Below are 16713 nucleotides of genomic sequence, written 5' to 3' on the forward strand. Positions count from 1 at the left end.
GGAAAGAGGTGTGATACGGACGAAATGGGCATCACTGGGACTTTTTTCGATGAGAGCCCGCTGATCCCAGTCCAGGTGGCTCACAGTCATCCCGTCCGCAGAGATCAGGATGGTCTCGTAGGGCGGCCGGGGAGAAATTTCAATGGGATGCTCCATGGGAATCACCAGTGGACGGGCATGGAGCGCATGGGGACAGATGGGGGTGATGATACTCACTTTCAGGCTGGGATGTACCACTGGTCCGCCCGCCGAAAGGGAATAAGCCGTGGAACCTGTGGCCGTGGCGATAATCAGTCCATCGCTGGGTGCGCTGGCCGTCACTTCGCCGGCAATTTTCAGACTCAGCCGGGTCAGCCGGGAACGGTCTGCACTTTCCAGCACCATATCATTCAGAGCATGTGCCTTGCAGGTCATCTTCTCGCCCCGCCAGACAGTCAGCTGCAGCATGTTCCGTTTTTCCAGGGCATAATCTCCCTGTTTCACCCGCAGCAGAGCCTTGTACAAGTCCTGGGCCCCCACTTCAGTGAGAAAGCCCAGCTTGCCCATGTTCACCCCCAAAAGCGGGATATTGAGAGGTGTCACGTACCGGGCGGCCCGCAGGATAGTACCGTCTCCTCCCAGGGTCAGAGCCAGGGAAAGCTGGCTAAGGCTGGCCGGGTCTTCCTGGTCATACCCCGTGACCCCGTAGGTATTGGCGATTTCCCGGGGAAAGGCGATGGAGATTTCCTGCTCCCGGCAGAATTCCACCAGCTTGGGCAGCAGTGCCCGTACCCTTTCTTTGGGCAGATTGGGAAAAATCCCGATCCGCAGCCGCTTTTCCATATTGACTCCCCCTCTTTATTTTTCCAGAGTCTCGTGGGAGGCCCTGACCACATCCTGGATTTTTTCCGGTGTAATGGCATCCTCACCCTGTTTCCCCATATAGAACAGGTATTCGATATTGCCTTCCGGCCCCCGGATGGGCGAAAAATCCAATCCCAGAGGCACAAAACCCAGTTCACGTGCCATATTGACTACTTTTTCAATGACTTCCAGGTGTACAGACGGATCCCGGACCACGCCCTTCTTGCCTACTTTTTCCCGGCCCGCTTCGAACTGGGGCTTGATCAGGGCGATGACGAAGCCGTCCGGCTTCAGAATTTTATAAGCGCTGGGCAGAACTTTGTCCAGAGAGATAAATGCCACGTCGATGGTGATGGCGTCCACCAGTTCGCCCAGGGAATCAGCTTCCAGGAACCGTACGTTGGTCCGTTCCATATTCACTACTCGGGGATCCTGGCGCAGTTTCCAGGCCAGCTGGCCGTACCCCACATCCACAGCGTATACTTTCACGGCTCCGTGCTGCAGGGCACAGTCCGTAAAGCCACCGGTGCTGGCTCCCAGATCGGACACCACTTTCCCTTCCAGGTTGATGGGGAACACTTTCAGGGATTTCTCCAGTTTATAACCGCCCCGGCTCACAAAAGGCATTCTCTTGCCCAGAAGAGTGATCTTGGCATCGGGCTTCACCATCGTGCCGGGTTTGTCGATTTTCTGGTCATTCACCAGTACTTCCCCGGCCATGATTACGGCCTGGGCCTTACTGCGGGATTCAAAGAATCCCTGTTCTGTTAAAAATAGATCCAAACGTTCTTTTTTCATTGCTTCAATTCCTTATTTACGGTTTCTGCTACGCTCTGGGAATCTAATCCCAGATCACGAAGCAATAACTCCCGCTTGCCGTGGAGCACAAATTCATCAGGGATGCCCAGATTCAGGACCTTGCAGTCCTGCAGCCGTCCCCGGCGGTTCAGGGCGTCCAGCACCCCTTCGCCGAAGCCCCCGATCAGTGCGCTTTCCTCCAGGGTCACAATCAGCTTGACCTTGCGACTGGCGGCATCCAGGGCTTCTTCGTCCAGTGGTTTCACGAACCGGGCGTTCACCACTCCGGCAGAAATCCCCTGCTCTTTCAGCAGTCCTGCCGTTTTTCGGGCCGTATCCACCATGGTGCCTACAGCCCACAGATCCACATCCGTACCTTCCTGCAGCCGTTCACTTTTCCCGATGGGCAGGGTGTGCAGCTCCTTATCCAAAGGCACTCCCAGTCCGGCTCCTCTGGGATACCGCAGGCTGGACGGCCCCGGATATTCCAGGGAAGTTTTCAGCATATGCCGCAGTTCGTTTTCGTCCCTGGGTACCATCATGACCAGTTTGGGCATCAGCCGCAGGTAGGACAGATCGTAGACCCCGTGATGGGTCATGCCGTCGTCCCCTACCAGTCCCGCCCGGTCCAGACACAGGGTAAAAGGCAAATCCTGCATGCATACGTCATGCAGCAGCTGATCAAAAGCCCGCTGGGCAAAAGTGGAATAGAGCGCCACCACCGGGTGGTATCCATTGGCCGCCAGTCCGGCACCCATGGTCACCGCATGCTGCTCGGCGATACCTACATCGAAGAATCGGTCCGGATAGAACTTGCCGAATACGTCCAGCCCGGTACCTTCTGGCATGGCCGCTGTAATGGCCACCACCTTCCGATCTTTCTTCCCCAGTTCCACCAGTGCGTCGCTGAACACCTTGGTATAGCTGGCGGGAGCACCCGGCTTGACCAGCTTCTTCCCCGTGGGAATATCGAAGGGCCCAGTGCCGTGAAAGGCATTGGGCCGCAGTTCCGCCGGCCTGTAGCCTTTGCCCTTGGTGGTGAGTACGTGGATGAACACCGGCTCATTCAGGGTCTTGGCCTTTTCAAACGTTTCGATCAGGGCAGGTAGGTCATGCCCGTCCACGGGACCCAGGTATTTAAACCCGAAATCCTCGAACAGCATACCGGGTACAAAGAAGTACTTGAAGCTGTTCTTCAGCCGTTCTACTGCCCGGGCCACGCTGGGTCCGATGGAAGGAAGCCCTTTCAGGAAGGTCTCCACATCTGATTTCACTCTGGAATATTTGGGGTCTGTGCGCAGCTCCGTCAAATAGCTGGAAAGTGCCCCTACATTCTTTGAAATAGACATTTCATTGTCGTTCAGTACTACAATCAGCTTCTTATGCAGGTCTCCGGCGTTGTTCAGCCCTTCCATGGCTTCTCCGCCAGTCAGGGCACCGTCACCGATTACGGCAATCACATTGTAGTCATCGCCGGACAGGTCCCGGGCACAGGCAATGCCCAGTGCTGCTGAGATAGACGTACTGGAGTGCCCGGTGCCGAAACAGTCGTATTTGCTTTCACTTCGTTTGGGGAATCCGCACAGGCCTCCGTACTGCCGCAGGGTGAGAAACTGTTCCAAACGCCCGGTGAGCAGTTTGTGGACGTAGGATTGGTGGCCCACATCCCAGACAATCTTGTCCCGGGGCATGGAGAATACCTTGTGGAGAGCCACGGTGAGTTCTACCACTCCCAGGTTGGGAGCCAGATGGCCCCCGTTTCTGCTGGTTACCTCCAGAATCTCGTCACGGATTTCCTGGCACAGTTCCGGCAGTTCCGTATTGGGTATTTTCTTCAAATCTGACGGTGCGTGTATGGTTGGTAAAATTCTCATAAGGCTCCGTCCTTCCCGTTTCTTACTTTTTCCGGTTGTACAGATAGCGTGTGATCTCTACCAGCGGCTGTGCTTTTTCGCCCAGCGGAGTCAGGGTCTCCTCGGCCTCTTTCAGAGTGTCAGCCGCCATCTCCCTGGCCTTTTCCAGGCCGAACAGGGAAACATAGGTGGATTTGTGGAGTTTTTCATCGCTGTGGGCCGGTTTGCCCATAACCTTGGCGTCCCCTTCCACATCCAGGATATCATCAGTAATCTGGAAGGCCAGTCCGAACAGGGTAGCAAAACGGGTCAGGATCCGCAGCTGTTCAGCATCAGCTCCGCCCAGCATAGCCCCGCCGCGCACCGCAGCCACAAACATGGCTCCGGTCTTGGCTTCGTGGAGCTGTTTCATCTGTTCCAGTGTCAGCTGTTTGTCTTCAGAGGTGATATCCAGAGCCTGGCCGCCCACCATACCGGCAGGGCCGGCGCATTTGGCCACCAGCTGTACCACCTGCAGCAGAACCTGCGGATCCACGCCCCGCTGTTCCAGCATCACTTCAAAAGCCTGGGTCAGAAGGCCATCACCGGCCAAAAGCGCCATGGCATCACCGAATACTTTATGGTTGGTCAGACGGCCCCGGCGGTAATCGTCGTTATCCATGGAAGGCAGATCGTCGTGGATCAGGGAATAGGTATGGATCATCTCCAACCCTGCAGCTACGGAAACGAAATCCGTCCCACTGGCACCCACTGCATCTGCCGCAGCCATGAGCAGGATGGGCCGCAGCCGCTTGCCCCCTGCTGCAATGGAATACATCATGGCTTCATCCACCGGGGAAATGCTGCCCACCCCCAGGCGTACCCGCAAATATCCGTTAACCAGAGCCCCGCGGCTCCGCAAATAGCTTCTCAGTTCCATCATTGTTCTTTCTCCTCCGGGAAGAGTGCCAGCTTGAAGTCATCCTGGCTGGTCTCCACGATTTTTTTCACATCCTGCTGGACCTTTTTCAGTTGAGCGGCGCAGTTCCTGCTCAGTTCCATACCTTCCTTGTAGAGGGTCACTGTCTGGTCCAGGGGCAAATCGCCCCCTTCCAGTTGTTCCACAATGGTTTCCAGCCGTTTCAGGCCATCTTCAAAGGAAACCGTTCCTGCTTTTTTTCTGGGCATTGTCTTATCCTTCCTTCACCGTATCCACCGTGGAAACTGCTGTCCCATCGGTGAACCGTGTCACCAGGGTGGCACCGGGCTGCAGCCGGGCTGCACTGTGCACCACCTGCCCCCGTTCATTTTCTGTAATGGTATAGCCTCGCCGCAGCACGGCATAGGGGTCCAGTGTTTCCAGCTTCGTCGCCAGGAGCTGCAATTCCTGCTCCCTGTCCGTGAACCTGCTCTGGGCTGCCTGTTCCAGCCGCCGGTCCAGGGTGTCCAGAGTCTGGCTGGCCATTTCCCATAACCGTTCCGGATGAGTCAGCACCCATTCCTCCTGCAGCCGCTCCAGGGCCGTCCCACTATTTGTAAGTTTCACTTCCATAGCCCGCTCCAGCCGTCGCGCCAGCTTGGCCAGTGCCTCCCGGTCGCCGCTGCGCTCCGGCACGGCCAGTTCTGCCGCCGCCGAAGGAGTCGGAGCCCGCAAATCCGCTGCAAAATCACTCAGGGTAAAGTCGATTTCGTGGCCTACTGCCGAAACCACCGGAATCTCCGATTCTGCAATGGTCCGTACTACCCGTTCGTCGTTGAAGGCCCACAGGTCTTCCATAGAGCCGCCGCCCCGGCCGACGATCAGTACATCGGCCAGCTGATGGTGATTGAAGAACTGGATACCGTGGACGATTTCCAGAGGTGCCTCCGTACCCTGCACTTTCACCGGGTACAGCAGCAATTTTACCGAGGGATCCCGGCGTCCGGATACGTTGATGATATCCCGTACCGCTGCTCCGGCCGGGCTCGTTACGATTCCTACCGTTTTGGGATAGACGGGCAGCGTTTTTTTGCGGCTTTCGTCGAACAACCCTTCTGCGCTGAGCTTCTGTTTCAGCTGTTCATAAGCCACCATCAGGCTGCCAGCCCCCAGGGGCATCAGCATATCCACATAGAACTGGTAGATTCCATCCCGTTCATACAGGTCGATACGGCCCACGCCCAGTATCTGATCCCCGTTCCGGGGCAGCTGCTTCAGCCGCCGGGCACTGCCGGCGAACATGACGCATTTGAGAAGCGTCTTACCGTCTTTCAGCGCAAAATAACAATGACCGGAAGGATACTGGCGAAAGTTGGATACTTCACCCTGGATCTGCAGGTTGGCAAATTCCGGCTCCTGCCGGATCAGTCCCTTCATGATCCGGTTCACTTCCGATACCGTATAGACTTTTCCTACAATTGTATTCATGCACCCGCCTGTCTTTCTTCCAGCACGGCCGCCCATGCGTTGCCTACAGCTCCGTCTACGCTGTATTTGGGATCCGGAGCCCAGAGTTCGATCTGGCGTTTCTGCAGGTAATCACCGATTTGTCTCCTAAGTTCGCTGTTGGCGCTGACGCCTCCGGCAAGCAGTACCTGGTACAGGCCCTGCTGCTGGCACACATAAAAAAGAGTCCGGGAAAGTCCCCGGCTGATAGCCCGTTCCACGCCCAGAGCCAGGCTGGCCGGATCCGTTCCTTTTTCTACTGCCCGCAGTGCCTGGCTGCAGGGACCGGAAAGAGACAGTTGGGACTTTTCCGTCCATACTTTCAGTGGATAGGGTTCCGTGGCCTGTTCTGCCAGTTTTTCCAAGCGAGGTCCACAGGGAAAAGGCAGGCCCAAGGCCACGCCCACCCGGTCGATGAACTGCCCCGCATGCAGGTCGATGCTGGTTCCCTGAGGCATCAGGGTAAAATGCCCGTCGGTCTGTTTTTCGCACAGCAGGAAATCCGTAGTCCCACCGGAAATATGCACCAGCAGGAACCGTTTCGGCGCCTCTTTGTCCACGGACCACAGGCCTGCATACATATGGTTGTGCTGGTGGGTAAAAAGATGCACCGGTACACCCAGAAATTTTCCCAGGCTCCGGGCCATACCCAGTCCCGTCAGAAAGGCGGGCATATAGGAATCCTCCCGGGGACGGGGTTTGGCGCTGACACCGATAGCTCTTACCCTGAGCCCCCTCAGATCCAGTTGTTCCACCATATCCGGCAGATTCCGGGTGTGCTGAAACACCATTTCCGACTGGGACAGGCCCCGATGGCCGGGTTTCACAGTAAGGAGGCGCCGCTGGTCAGCCAGCAGGTCCCCCTGAAGGTCCATAAGGGCCACAGAGGTAGTATAGCAGCTGGTATCCAGCCCCAATACCACTTCTTTATTGGGCATGTTTCTTCACCAGGCTCCCCAGAAGTCCGTTTACGAAAGCCGGAGATTCATCACCGCCGTACACTTTGGCCAGTTCCACTGCTTCGTTGATGGCGACAGGCGCAGGTACCGGTTCAGCACAGTAATAGATTTCAAAATCAGCGATGCGCAACAGATTCCGGTCGATACCGTTCATCCGTTCCACCTTCCAGTCCGGGTTCAGTCCGTTCAGTTCCCTGTCCATGTCAGCCAGATGATCCCGTACGCCCTGTACCAGGGTCAGAGCATAGGCCAGGTCATTTTCGTTGGCGTCTTTGATATCATCTTCCGCCGCCATGAACTGTACTGTTTCCTCCACAGACTGATCTCCGTTGAAATCCAGGGCAAACAGGCTTCTCAAGGCAATGGTACGTGCTTCTCTTCTACTCATACGATTTGTACTCCTTTATTTATGGTACGGAGGCAGGAGGTTGTCCAGCAGATCCACCAGATCTTCCCCTGCATCCATTTTATAGCCGATATAGAACCCCATGCCGATGCACAGCAGCAGGAACACCGTCTGGAAAAAGCCCAGGAGGAGGAACAGGATTCCCACCACCAGGCCTACGGTCGCTCCAATGATGCGCCACCGGCTGGTCATAAACAATTTCAACAATATTTCCTGCCACATGGTTCCCATCCTCCAGCTATTCCTTGGCTTTGATGTGCTTGAAGTAGACAGCCACATCGGCTACTTCCACGCCGACCACGTTCTTGATGTTCTTCTTGACCGTCCGTTTCACTTCGTCAGTGGTGTCCGGGATATTAATGCCCGGCTCGATGGAAGCGTTGATCCGCACACTGAGCTGGTTATCCTTCAGCAGCTTCACCCGGGTCTTGGAGCCGAATACTCCGTAGACATCATTGGTAAATCCGGAAATATAGTCTTCCATGGCCCGCTGACTTACGTGAATCTTTCCTTCCCGTTCGTTGTCGAAAGTCAGGTCATTGCTGCTGCCCCGGCTCCAGCTGGCAAACAGCAGACGGCAGCTCACCAGCAGCAGGACCGCACCGGAAACCGTATATTCCCAGCGTCCTGGTACCCGGGTGGCAAAAGCCACCAGATCGTTCAGCGGGATGGCATTTACACTGACAATGATGGTCAGCACTGCCACCAGTCCCATGATGATGGTATACAGTGTCAAGATGATCCGGTCAAATATACTCATTTGTCTCCCCCCGAAGTTCCTTCCCCAGTGGTTTTTCCCAGCTGCGGTCCAGCCAGTGCTTCATTTCTTTCGTCTTCCGGCGCAGGAGTTTCCTGTGGTATCGGCAGTGCGGACGGTCGGGCTTTGGGCTCGTCCGGTCCTTCTTCCCATTTTTTCACCAGTTCATCGGTGTCAGCTTTGTCAATCTGACTCTTTTCCTTCTTCTTTTTGACTCCTTCTACATGGATATCCACGCCGGTTACCTCGTAGCCCGTCATAGACTCCACCGCTTCCTTCACTTTTTCCTGCAGTTTGATTGCCACATCGGGGATATTGAACCCGTAGGTAATGATCACATGGACTTCTACACGGACCGTGTGCCCTTCCGTATAGACTTTGATGCCCTTGGAAAAGTTCTGCTTGCCCAGCATATCCGTGAGTCCTTCCCGGATGCCCCCGCTCATACTGTATACTCCGTTCACTTCCGAAGCGGCCAGGCCGGCCACGATGCTCAGGACCTCGTCAGCCACCTTGATGGCACCCATGTCGTCATCAGCGGCAGGGTTCTCCGTTTCCGGCTGCGTGTGTTTCACTTCTTCATCATCGTTCATAGGCTTTCTCCTCAAACGAAAGTTTATACGTTTTCAATCAAATTATTATACCATTTATGCTTTATTTATGCCACAGAAAGTGTAATAAGCCCGTTCCATTAATCGTCCTGCCACTGTTTTTCACCACCCTTGCGTGATATAATAAAGAAAAAAGGAGTGAGATATTATGGGATTTGTAAATTCATTGATTTTAGCTGCTTTGGCTTCACAGCCCAATCTCACGTCGATTGAAGAGCAGGAAACATTGCTTGCATTAGAGTTAGATAAGTTTGAGGAGGAACGAGAAGAAAAGAAACTCAAAAAACAATTTGCCGTAGAAGCAGCCAAAAATGAAAAGGCCCGTGCTGATTGGTATGCCGCTCATCCTGACGGACCCATCCGCACCGATCTTCACCTTGACCCCAAACGCCTGCCATAGCGTATATGGGAATAAGGAGCTGTGAAATATGGAAAAGGGGGTTGTGAAGAAATGAAAATCCATTTCTTCACAACCCCCTTTTCATTTTTATAAGGTCATGATTCACGGCTCCTACCCTGTATTACAGGACTCTTGCCGCTCCGATGTATCTTGCACCCCAGTATCCGCCGAACACACTGGATACTGTGACCCCGGTACTGCTCCCGGCCTGCAGCATCTGACCGTTGCCGATGTAGATGCCACAATGGGAAGGCCCCGGTTCGTAGGTTTCGAAGAATACCAGATCGCCTGGCTGCAGATCGTCAGCCGAAACTTTCGGGTAGGCATAATATTGCGCATCTGCCGTCCGCGGGATGTCAATCCCCATCTGGGCAAATACATACTGGGTGTATCCGGAACAATCGAAGCCCCAGGGGGTGGTGCCGCCGAATACGTAAGGCACGCCTACATAATCGTAGGCAACGCTGATCAGCTGGTGGCTCATACCGCTGCCGTAGTTGCCATAGCCGTAACCGCCATAGCTTCCCCGGTTGTCATGCAGCTGCCGGTGCGTGGGCATGCTCTTTCCCATCAATTTCTTGTAGGTAAAGTCCCCGATGACTCCGTCTGCCTTCAGGCCCATACTGGCCTGATATTTCTTGACCGCAGACACGGTCCGGGTTCCATATACTCCGTCAGGGATCCCGATATCATAGCCTTCCATCAGCAGTTGTTCCTGGATGGCTGCCACTTCCGGACCTGATTGGCCTTGCTTGAAACTGGCAAATACATTCTGCGTCGGTAATACCGTAGCCGCCGTGGTAGCTGCTGCCAGTACTACGCCCAGCATCATCCTCCTAAATATAATAAACACATCCTCTCGATTACGCCTACGAAGTTAGCTGCCGGGTGCGGGTCGAGATGCCCTATTCCGAAGAAATTAACCCCACTTTGGTTCCCCCGTTCACATTGCTGTGATTCGGCTTTTTTTATTTAGATTTGCCAGTTTTTATTATAACAATCCTCTTATTTAATGTCTATTGCTTGTCAGCAGTTTTCACGATATGTTCACGAATGATATACAAAGGTCTCTGTTTCACTTCATCGAAAATCCGGCCCACATATTCGCCCACAATCCCAATGCCGATCAGCTCCACACCGCCCAGGAAGAACTCTGCACAGGCCAGGGTGGTCCATCCCGGTACTGCATCCTGCACTACATATTTTACATAAATGACATGAAGCAACAACAGCAGGCTGCATAACCCGGCCACACACCCTACATAAAGCGCCAGCCGCAGGGGAACCCGGGAAAAGGCTGTAATGCCGTCTAGGGCAAACCGCAGCATCTTCTTCAGGCTGAATTTGGAATGACCGGCAAACCGGGGCGGTGCCACAAATTCCAGGGTAGTATACCGAAAACCCAGGTTGTTCACCATGCCCCGGATGAAACGGGCCCGTTCCCGGAACCGGTTCAAGGCATCCACGGCTTTCCGGTCCATGAGCCGGAAATCGCTGCCCCCCGAGGTGATACGTACCTCACTCATGGCGTTGATCAGTTTGTAATATAAGCGGGAAGTTATATTCTTGAACCAGGTGGCATCCTCCGTGGCTTTGCGCACCGTCTGGACGATTTCATATCCCTGTTCCCACTTTTCCAGCAGCCGGGGAACCATTTCCGGCGGGTGCTGCAAATCCCCGTCCATGGAGATCACCGCATCACCGGTACTCTGGTCCAGCCCGCAGGTCAGGGCCAGCTGGTGGCCAAAATTCCGGGCAAATACATACCCCTGCACATGGGAATCCTTCTGGGATAGTTCCCGTACCAGCTGGGACGTATGGTCTTTGGAACCATCATCAATGAACAGGATTTCATAGTCATACGGCAAAGGCGCCATTACTTTCGTAAGGCGCCTGTAGAACTCGTGGATATTCTCCTCTTCATTGAAGACGGGCACTACAAAAGAAATTTTCTTCATGCAATGTCTTCCCTTCCAAAATTATAACGCTTTCAATGCCTGTTCGTACACGCTCCTGGGCTGTACACCCACGAACCGTTGCACTTCCTTGCCGGCCTTGAACAGTACCACTGTAGGGATGGCTGCCACTTTAAATCGCAGGGCAATATCTGGAACCTGATCCACATCCAGTTTTGCGAACTGTATTTCTGCATATTCACCGGCCAGTTCTTCGATGACCGGTGCCACCATGCGGCAGGGGCCACACCAGGTTGCCCAGAAATCCACCAGCACCGGTTTTTCGCAGCCCTTCACCAGTTTTTCGAAACCGGCGGCATCACCGATCTGAATCATATCCATCTATATTTCCTCCTTTACGCCAAGACGCAAGGTTTTATCATCAAAGGTGTGAGTGCCCGGTAAGCCGAGTTCTGTTACTGATAATCATTTATCTAGTCCTGCCGTTGCCGACAGGCTCAAGCGACGCTACCCGGAAGGATCAGCGGGCCGCTTCATCCCTTCCCTATTTGGTCTTACTCCGGATGGGGTTTACCAAGCCGACCAATCACTTGGCCGCTGGTGCGCTCTTACCGCACCGTTTCATCCTTACCGGCCGAAGCCGGCGGTCTGTTTTCTGTGGCACTTTCCTTAGGGTCACCCCCACTGGACGTTATCCAGCATCCTGCCCTGCGGAGCTCGGACTTTCCTCATCAGCCCAAAGGCTGCCGCGATTATCTTTCCGCACTCACGATATTGAATGATACCATAGAAAGGTCTGCTTCGTCAAACCTTCCACAAATAGCGCTGTAACATTTTATCGTATTCCCAGCTTTCGGGGCGCTCTTTTTCATGAAACTGATTCATAATCGCATCTACTTCATCAGCATAATGGACGATAAAAGCTTCCCTGGTGGCACATACGATGGGAGATCCCTTATCCTGATCCCCATGATGGCTCAGGATGATGTGGAGCAGCTGCTCCCGTTTCGCTGCCGGCAGTTCCGGGATGCGCCGGGCCATCCGGTCCACGGCCATGGCCCCAATGGAGATATGACCCATAAGGCGGCCTTCCGTGGTATAAGGGAAACCCAGATCTGCGGAAATCTCCCGCAGTTTGCCGATGTCGTGGAGCAGGGCTCCGGCGATCACCAGGTCCTGGTCCACTTTGCCGATGGCACCGCACATAGCTACTGCCAGACGTGTCACGCATACTGTATGGTGCAACAGACCGCCCACATAGGCGTGGTGCAGCCGCATACCCGCCGGGTTCCGGATGAACCGCTTCCAGGTGTCGCCTGCGAACATGGCTTCCACCAGTTTCCGCAGGGCGTCATCATGGATCCGGCCCACAAAAGTATGGAATTCCTCTTCCAGTTTTTCCAGGTCGATGTGGCCACTGGGCAGCAGACAGGAAAGATCCGTCCCTTCTGGTACGGTCTGCGCCTCATGCACGATCACCTGGTAGGCCATGGTGTTGGAATACTTGTTCAGGTCCACCTTGCCCCCGATCAGATAGGGTGAAGGCTGTTCCATGGTCCGCAGCCGGCCGATAGGACCGGCCTCGAAACAGATGAAAGGGATGCAGCCGCTGTTGTCTTCCAGAAGGCCTTTGGCATAGGGCTTGCCATTGGAAGAAGTACCTACCTTCTGGAGTCGCACCAGACAGGGCTGTTCCATGGCATTCCCCAACTGCAGATCCTTGATCATTTCGTATCGCTCCCTTATACCGTTTGCAGGATCCGTGCTTCTTCAGCCCGGACTACCTCGAAATGACGTCCGGTTTCTTCGCACCAGGCGTTCAGGACGGCTTCCAGCTTGTTCACTACAGGACTCTCCGTCAGCTGATGGGTGCCGTCTACGACGTTCAGTCCCAGATTCAGGGCCTGCTGTGCCACATGGTATTTCAAGTCGCCGGTTACCAGGGTATCAGCCCCGGCGGCAAGGGCATCTTCCATAAAGTCCGCACCACTGCCGCCCACTACGGCCACTTTATACACCGGTTCTTCACCGCCGGCATAGGTCAGATGATCCGCACCCAGGTCTTCCTTCACTTTTTCTGCAAAGTCCTTCAGGTCCATGGGCGCATCCAGTACCCCGATCCGGGCCAATCCCTGCTCCGGACAGTCCTTACGGGGAATTTCCGTCACATCGTCCAGACCCAGCCGGGCAGCCAGCACATCGTTGACTCCGCCCTTGGCCGCATCCAGGTTGGTGTGAGCCGCATACAGGGCGATGTCGTGTTTGATCAGTTCGTACAGTACTTCCATCTTTGTATCGGTCACAGCCAGGGTCCTGGGCAGTTTGAAGTAGTATGGATGGTGGGTAATGATGATGTCACATTCCTGTTCGATGGCCTGTTCCGCTACTTCCACAGAAAGGTCCAGAGCCACCATGATCTTGTGCACGTGCTGGCTCAAATGACCCAGCAACAGACCGGGGTTGTCCCAGCTTTCCGCATATTGTACCGGAGCCAGTTCGTTCATGAACAGGCAGATGTCCGTTACAGTGGTTTCCTTCAGTTCTTTTTCTTTATTTTCTTCCATTCTCCAATGCCTCCAGTTGTTCCAGAATGGTACGATAGGTCGCATAGCGTTCGCTGGCCCTGGCCCGTGGACTCCTGTCCATCTGCTCCAGCAGATGGCGGTATTTGGCACAGCGTTCTTCCAGCAATTTGGGCAGCAGCGGGTGGTTGTGGTGTACCAAATCCTCTCCTACTTCCCAGCAGCTGCCGGTGTATTGCCAGCCGGGATCGGGAGAAAGATGCATCAGTTCGTAAAGCCGGCCGCCTTCTTCCACCAGGTCTTCACGGACAATGGCCCATCCGGCAGTTTCAGCCCAGTGGCGCAGCCGTTCACTGTCGCTCATGGGCTGCAGAATCAAGTGGCGGAAACTGGGGTGCTGCCAGACTTCAGGAGAATCCCGCAAAATCTGGAGCATGGTCTCGGCACCCATGCCGGCCATGACGGCAGCTTCCACTTCACCAGGCCGCACCACCGTAAGCCCGCTGCCCTGACGCACAGAAATCCGATCTTCCAAGCTGAAAGATCGGACTGTATGCCAGGCGGCGTCGCAGGGCCCCGGCACCACATCCCCGGCAATGGCATTGTGGATTTTGCCCTGCTGCAAAAGCAGCACAGGCAGGTAGGCATGATCGGTACCCACATCCGCCAAAGTATGGCAGGAAGGCACCAAATCCGCTACTGCTTCCAGTCGAGGTCCAAAATTCATGATTTACTCTCTCTCCATAATATACCGGCGTGCATCGTCCAGGCTGTTTACGTCACGCCAACCGAACCTGCGCAGTTTTTCACAGAAGGCGAAAGCTTTGCGGTGCTGGCCGATCAGGGCCTTGGCCTGGCGCAGGATTTCCCGTCCGATGGGGCTGTTGCAATAAGCCCCCATGGCTGCATCCAGCAGTTCCCGTTCCTTCCACCGCTCCCTGAAGCAGCTGTGGATGAACAGAATCAGATCAATAGTCCGAGGATCCGCCGTGACGAACATCTTCTCGTTCTCCCAGTCCAAAAAGGTAATCTTGTCCGCTTCTCTATCGTAGGCAATGTCCCGCAGCGCCGGACGCCCGTGGTGCAGTCCCATCTGATGGAGCCGGGCTAGAGCTTCTCCCGTTTTGGCAAATGCCTTTACCCGGCAGTCTGCCCAGGGTGCTTCCTTGGCTACGCCCTGCAGGGTTTTACCCACTGCCTTCATGACGAAATAGTCATCCTGTAGCAGCACGATTTCCGGTGCCAGAGGAAAATACTGGTTTACCGTACTGATTTTATATACCTCGCACCAGAAGGCCGCCTCCACGCTGTTCTTGGCAAAAGCATTCCGATGGTTGGAAACTTTCCGCTTGATGAACAGAGCCTGGTCCTGATACAGAAATGGCAGCACCCGTTTCTGCGGCTGCAGGGCAATGGCTTTATCTGCAGCCTGTTTCAAATCCAGATCAATCATACGTCCGTATTCCTTCCTTACAGGGCGTGGGTGGTGCTGATCAGTTTCCGGGCAGCCAAGATCTTGCCGGGACTCATGCTCAGCTCATCCACACCCATGGCGATGAAATAGGGGATCAGCTTGGGATCCGCCGCAGCTTCCCCGCAGATGCCCACCCAACAGCCACCGGCATGACCGTTGCTGATGGTGTTCTGGATCAGGCGCAACACGGCCTTATGCCCGGCACTGGCCAGGTCTTCCAGTTCAGCGTTCTGCCGGTCCACAGCCAGGGTATACTGCACCAGATCATTGGTACCGATGCTGAAGAAATCCACTTCGCCTGCCAGATCGTCACTGATCAGGGCAGCCGCCGGGGTCTCGATCATCACACCCACTTCCAGATCCTCGTCAAAGGGAATGCCTTCCGCCCGCAATTTTACCTTGGCGGCCTCCAGCAGTTCCTTGGCAGCCTGTACTTCTTCCACGCTGATGATCATGGGGAACATGACTGCCACCTGGCCGTAGGCAGAAGCCCGCAGAATGGCCCGCAGCTGGGCATAGAAGATTTCCGGCCGCTTCAGGCAGATGCGGATGGCACGGAAGCCCAAAGCCGGGTTTTCTTCCGGTGGCAGTTTGAAGTAATCCACTTTTTTATCAGCACCGATATCCAGAGTACGGATGATCAGTTTCCGGCCTTCCAGCTTCCGGGCGGCGGTACAGTAAGCTTCAAACAGTTCATCTTCAGTAGGATAGGTATCCCGGCCCAGATACAGGAATTCGCTGCGGAACAGGCCCACGCCTTCCCCGTCGTTCTGGCGTACCAGATCGATGTCTTCCGGCTGGCCGATATTCCCGAACAGAGCGATCTGCTTGCCGTCCGCAGTTACCGTAGGTTTGCCCCGATAAGCTTCCAGGGCATCCTGTGCACTGCGCTGCCGGTTCAGTTTGATTTTCAGATCATCCAGCACTTCTTCCACCGGTTCCAGATAAAAGGTTCCGGCGGCACCGTCCATAGCACCCAGCTTGCCGTTCCAGCTTTCATCCAGCTGTACGCCCGTGTGGACGATGGCCGGGATCTTCATGGTCCGGGCCAGGATGGCTGTATGGCTGGTAGCGCTTCCACCCGAAGTCACAAAGCCAAGGATTAGCTTCTTATCCAGCTGCAGGGTCTCGCTGGGAGTCAAATCGTCAGCACAGATGATGCTGGGACGAGTCAGAAGTTCCGTCCAGCTGCTGCCACTGCGAATTAGGGCATCTTCCAGCTGACCGCAGATGGCCCGCACATCGGCACCCCGGGCCTGCATATATTCGTCGTCCATGGCTTCCAGCATGGCAGCAAACTGTTTGCCCGCTTCCTTTACGGCAGCTTCCGCAGTGAAGTGTTCGCCGGTGATCAGCCCGGTGATGACGTCACAGAGGTCCGGATCCTGCACCATCATCTGATGGACTTCAAAGATGCCGGCTTCTTCCTCGCCTACCTGCTGACGGGCTTTTTCTTTCAATATTTCCAGATTTTCCACCACCTGCTGCTGGGCATCCTGGAACCGTTTCAGTTCCTGCTGGGGGTCCAGGCTGGTAGTGAGACGGATTTCAGGGTCCTGCCCGGCCGGTTTTACCAGGATGGGCCCTACGGCCACGCCGGCGGAAGTTCCCTTACCCTGTACTAGCTTCATGGGCAATCTCCCCTCTCTCACAGATTGGCTTTCAAAAAGGCCTCCAGAGCAACGGCAGCGTCCTTTTCATCAGGGCCTTCCACGCTGACAGTCAGTTCCATCCCCTGTTTGATGCCCATACCCATCAGAGAGAAGATAC

At 55.0% G+C, this 16713-nt stretch carries 21 protein-coding genes, 1 other RNA gene and 1 riboswitch; of the genes, 1 reads left to right on the plus strand and 21 read right to left on the minus strand.

Annotated elements, in window-relative coordinates; genetic code table 11:
- From ACR0QW_RS08690 to ACR0QW_RS08740, 11 genes are all read right to left on the minus strand, one after another.
- The coding region (locus tag ACR0QW_RS08690) for an NAD(+)/NADH kinase (protein ID WP_432643301.1) at positions 1–822 on the minus strand (822 nt) is incomplete at its 3' end.
- Positions 823–837: 15 nt separating this feature from the next.
- Positions 838–1641, minus strand: coding sequence for a TlyA family RNA methyltransferase (locus ACR0QW_RS08695; RefSeq protein ID WP_432643302.1), 804 nt, complete (start codon positions 1639–1641; stop codon positions 838–840).
- Complete coding sequence (gene dxs / locus ACR0QW_RS08700) at positions 1638–3515, minus strand: 1-deoxy-D-xylulose-5-phosphate synthase (RefSeq protein ID WP_432643303.1); 1878 nt, start codon at positions 3513–3515, stop codon at positions 1638–1640. Before dxs ends, ACR0QW_RS08695 begins: the two co-directional genes overlap by 4 nt.
- A gap of 22 nt (positions 3516–3537) precedes the next feature.
- A complete protein-coding gene (locus ACR0QW_RS08705; protein WP_432643304.1) occupies positions 3538–4416 on the minus strand; it encodes a polyprenyl synthetase family protein in 879 nt (292 codons plus the stop codon).
- A complete protein-coding gene (xseB, locus tag ACR0QW_RS08710) occupies positions 4413–4661 on the minus strand; it encodes an exodeoxyribonuclease VII small subunit (protein ID WP_432643305.1) in 249 nt (82 codons plus the stop codon). The genes ACR0QW_RS08705 and xseB overlap by 4 nt, the downstream gene beginning before the upstream one ends.
- Before the next feature lie 4 nt (positions 4662–4665).
- On the minus strand, positions 4666–5880 hold the full coding sequence (xseA, locus tag ACR0QW_RS08715; protein WP_432643306.1) for an exodeoxyribonuclease VII large subunit: 1215 nt from the start codon (positions 5878–5880) through the stop codon (positions 4666–4668).
- Entirely contained in the window at positions 5877–6836 is a 960-nt protein-coding gene (locus ACR0QW_RS08720) for a Kae1-like domain-containing protein (protein WP_432643307.1), read from the minus strand. Before ACR0QW_RS08720 ends, xseA begins: the two co-directional genes overlap by 4 nt.
- Positions 6826–7245, minus strand: a complete 420-nt coding sequence (gene nusB, locus ACR0QW_RS08725; protein WP_432643308.1) for a transcription antitermination factor NusB — start codon at positions 7243–7245, stop codon at positions 6826–6828. Before nusB ends, ACR0QW_RS08720 begins: the two co-directional genes overlap by 11 nt.
- 15 nt (positions 7246–7260) lie before the next feature.
- Positions 7261–7485, minus strand: coding sequence for a DUF2273 domain-containing protein (locus ACR0QW_RS08730; protein WP_432643309.1), 225 nt, complete (start codon positions 7483–7485; stop codon positions 7261–7263).
- A 16-nt stretch (positions 7486–7501) separates the two neighbouring features.
- On the minus strand, positions 7502–8023 hold the full coding sequence (amaP, locus tag ACR0QW_RS08735) for an alkaline shock response membrane anchor protein AmaP (RefSeq protein ID WP_432643310.1): 522 nt from the start codon (positions 8021–8023) through the stop codon (positions 7502–7504).
- Positions 8020–8613 carry an Asp23/Gls24 family envelope stress response protein gene (locus ACR0QW_RS08740; protein ID WP_432643311.1) on the minus strand — a complete coding sequence of 198 codons (594 nt, stop codon included), beginning with the start codon at positions 8611–8613 and terminating at the stop codon, positions 8020–8022. The genes amaP and ACR0QW_RS08740 overlap by 4 nt, the downstream gene beginning before the upstream one ends.
- A 166-nt stretch (positions 8614–8779) precedes the next feature.
- Between ACR0QW_RS08740 and ACR0QW_RS08745 the strand changes: the two genes are divergently transcribed.
- Positions 8780–9031 carry a hypothetical protein gene (locus ACR0QW_RS08745; RefSeq protein WP_432643312.1) on the plus strand — a complete coding sequence of 84 codons (252 nt, stop codon included), beginning with the start codon at positions 8780–8782 and terminating at the stop codon, positions 9029–9031.
- A 121-nt stretch (positions 9032–9152) separates the two neighbouring features.
- Here the strand turns inward: ACR0QW_RS08745 and ACR0QW_RS08750 are convergent, their stop codons facing one another.
- The 10 genes from ACR0QW_RS08750 to ACR0QW_RS08795 form a co-directional block, all read right to left on the minus strand.
- Complete coding sequence (locus ACR0QW_RS08750) at positions 9153–9860, minus strand: NlpC/P60 family protein (RefSeq protein WP_432643320.1); 708 nt, start codon at positions 9858–9860, stop codon at positions 9153–9155.
- Positions 9861–9882: 22 nt separating this feature from the next.
- A riboswitch (cyclic di-AMP (ydaO/yuaA leader) is annotated at positions 9883–10005 on the minus strand.
- A gap of 42 nt (positions 10006–10047) precedes the next feature.
- Positions 10048–10989, minus strand: a complete 942-nt coding sequence (locus ACR0QW_RS08755) for a glycosyltransferase family 2 protein (protein WP_432643313.1) — start codon at positions 10987–10989, stop codon at positions 10048–10050.
- A 21-nt stretch (positions 10990–11010) separates the two neighbouring features.
- Complete coding sequence (gene trxA, locus ACR0QW_RS08760; protein WP_432643314.1) at positions 11011–11328, minus strand: thioredoxin; 318 nt, start codon at positions 11326–11328, stop codon at positions 11011–11013.
- A gap of 45 nt (positions 11329–11373) precedes the next feature.
- Positions 11374–11716, minus strand: an RNA gene (gene rnpB, locus ACR0QW_RS08765) — RNase P RNA component class A.
- A 35-nt stretch (positions 11717–11751) separates the two neighbouring features.
- The gene (locus ACR0QW_RS08770) at positions 11752–12675 is read right to left on the minus strand and encodes a 3'-5' exoribonuclease YhaM family protein (RefSeq protein ID WP_432643315.1); all 924 of its coding nucleotides are present in this window, start codon (positions 12673–12675) and stop codon (positions 11752–11754) included.
- A 14-nt stretch (positions 12676–12689) separates the two neighbouring features.
- Positions 12690–13511: a Nif3-like dinuclear metal center hexameric protein gene (locus ACR0QW_RS08775; RefSeq protein ID WP_432643316.1), complete on the minus strand. Its 822-nt coding sequence runs from the start codon at positions 13509–13511 to the stop codon at positions 12690–12692.
- Positions 13498–14196, minus strand: coding sequence for a tRNA (adenine(22)-N(1))-methyltransferase (locus tag ACR0QW_RS08780; RefSeq protein WP_432643317.1), 699 nt, complete (start codon positions 14194–14196; stop codon positions 13498–13500). Before ACR0QW_RS08780 ends, ACR0QW_RS08775 begins: the two co-directional genes overlap by 14 nt.
- A gap of 3 nt (positions 14197–14199) precedes the next feature.
- Positions 14200–14922 (minus strand): hypothetical protein, encoded by a 723-nt coding sequence (locus ACR0QW_RS08785; protein ID WP_432643318.1) that lies wholly within the window; start codon positions 14920–14922, stop codon positions 14200–14202.
- A gap of 17 nt (positions 14923–14939) precedes the next feature.
- Positions 14940–16574, minus strand: coding sequence for a phosphoenolpyruvate--protein phosphotransferase (gene ptsP, locus ACR0QW_RS08790; RefSeq protein WP_432643319.1), 1635 nt, complete (start codon positions 16572–16574; stop codon positions 14940–14942).
- A gap of 17 nt (positions 16575–16591) precedes the next feature.
- Positions 16592–16699 (minus strand): HPr family phosphocarrier protein, encoded by a 108-nt coding sequence (locus tag ACR0QW_RS08795; RefSeq protein ID WP_432643321.1) that lies wholly within the window; start codon positions 16697–16699, stop codon positions 16592–16594.
- Positions 16700–16713: the final 14 nt, after the last annotated feature.

It is taken from the genome of Acidaminococcus sp. (assembly GCF_050873445.1).
Classification (GTDB): Bacteria; Bacillota; Negativicutes; order Acidaminococcales; family Acidaminococcaceae; genus Acidaminococcus.